Consider the following 1698-nt stretch of genomic DNA (forward strand, 5'->3'; position numbering starts at 1 on the left):
ATAATATAATGCTAGTTCTTATATACCTTCCTATGCATTTTAGCTTGCTTCTGCTGATTCATGGAAAGCAATAATCTACTTTTCAAGAAAAAATTTAGAAAAAAACGTTCAACTGTATACCATAGCTTATGGCTGTGGTATTTTATTATTAAAAAACGATTTCGGAATATTGAAAATTATTATTCCAGCTGGAGGAAAATAACGTGTTAGAGAAAAAGATACAATTGGAGAATTCCATTTTCTTAAATGTTAGTTATACAGAAGTAAACGATCAAAAACCATATCTGCTTTTACTGCATTTTAGCGGGGGGACCTCTGCTATTTGGAACGGAGTTGTACCACACCTTCAAGAAGAATTTAATCTGATTATTCCTGATTTGCGCGGGCATGGGAAATCCGATAGGCCAAGTTCTGGCTACCATATTGATGATTTGGCAGGGGATCTTCATCTTTTATTATTGGAATTTAACGTTACTCGGTGCCATGTCGTCGGCAGTTCAATGGGTGCAGAAGTCGGCTTAAGCCTTGCTGCCACATATCCACAATTAATAGAATCGCTTGTATGTGAGGGAGCTTTAACAAATGAATTTGGAGAATATGGTTTGATGGATGGTAATGATTTTGAAATTAAGCAAGAAAAGGAGAAGCTGCGAAATCAACTCGCAGAAAGGAAGGAAATTATCTTTCCAAACAGGGAAGCATTTGTCCATCATTATAAAAATCCATTGGAAAAACAAGGGCTTTGGAATGAATATTTTCATACTTTTATAGAGAGCTGTATGGAAGAAACAAGTGATGGCCGTGTTGTCCATTTCTATAAAAAACATGTCAGGAATGAATATATGGATAGCTATTGGGACATGTTGTTCGAGGAATATTACAAGCAAATCTTTTGTCCTGTCTTATTTATGCCAAGCGAAGCTGATTGGAGCAATTCAAGGATTAAGCAGAATCTCCACCATTTTTCCAGTTTTTTGGAGTCATTTGAAATAACTCTTTTAGATCAATCTTTGCATGCTTATGTGTGGATGCAGATGCCAGAAAAAGCTGCGGCAGTCGTTAAAGTATTCTTGGAGAAACAGCTGCAAAAGGTTTGATAAATAACTAGGATGGCGAATCTCGCCATCCTATTATTATGTGATAAGTTAGTATAAAATTCACTTCAAGAAATTGTCCACCTCTAGCGCTTGTCGGGTCTGAACAAGGCGTTTGCGCTTTTCTTATGGAATGACAACTCTTAACAACTTAACAAATTCATCAGGGTCGTTCACCTGGTAAAGTACTTTTTCATGATCAAATACTGCATAATATGGAAGGGTAGAAATCTCCAATTCTGGAAACATCGCTTGAGCATCCTCTACACTTCTTGCTGTCCTTGATTGAGCTTTGTGTATATAGGGATTTGTTACCTTTTCTAGGGACCAGTTATCCTGTTGCTGGCTGTCATCGTGGATCTCCAATACTGCTAATTTTCCTTTTTCTTCAGCAAGCTGATGTTGATAAGAAATCGTTTTTTCTATTATTATGGGAAATATATAATGAAATTCTTGATTTCCAAAGCTTGCACGTATAATGACTGTCTGTTCACCGGGAATATTATTAAAGGTGTATTGGTTATTCATCAGACTGTTGAATTCAGACATACCTTCTTTTAAATCATAATTGGACTGAAATACTGCTATATCAGCATGAGTTGGT

General features: G+C 36.3%; 2 protein-coding genes. One reads left to right on the top strand and one right to left on the bottom strand.

Annotated features, from left to right (window positions below):
- Positions 1-203 precede the first annotated feature (203 nt).
- Entirely contained in the window at positions 204-1097 is an 894-nt protein-coding gene (locus tag WB217_RS14100; RefSeq protein ID WP_423993854.1) for an alpha/beta fold hydrolase, read from the top strand.
- Positions 1098-1220: 123 nt separating this feature from the next.
- On the opposite strand, the gene WB217_RS14105 is transcribed toward WB217_RS14100, so the two are convergent.
- The coding region (locus WB217_RS14105; protein WP_423993855.1) for a hypothetical protein at positions 1221-1698 on the bottom strand (478 nt) is incomplete at its 5' end.

Source organism: Mesobacillus sp., from assembly GCF_049588175.1.
Classification (GTDB): Bacteria; Bacillota; Bacilli; order Bacillales; family Cytobacillaceae; genus Mesobacillus.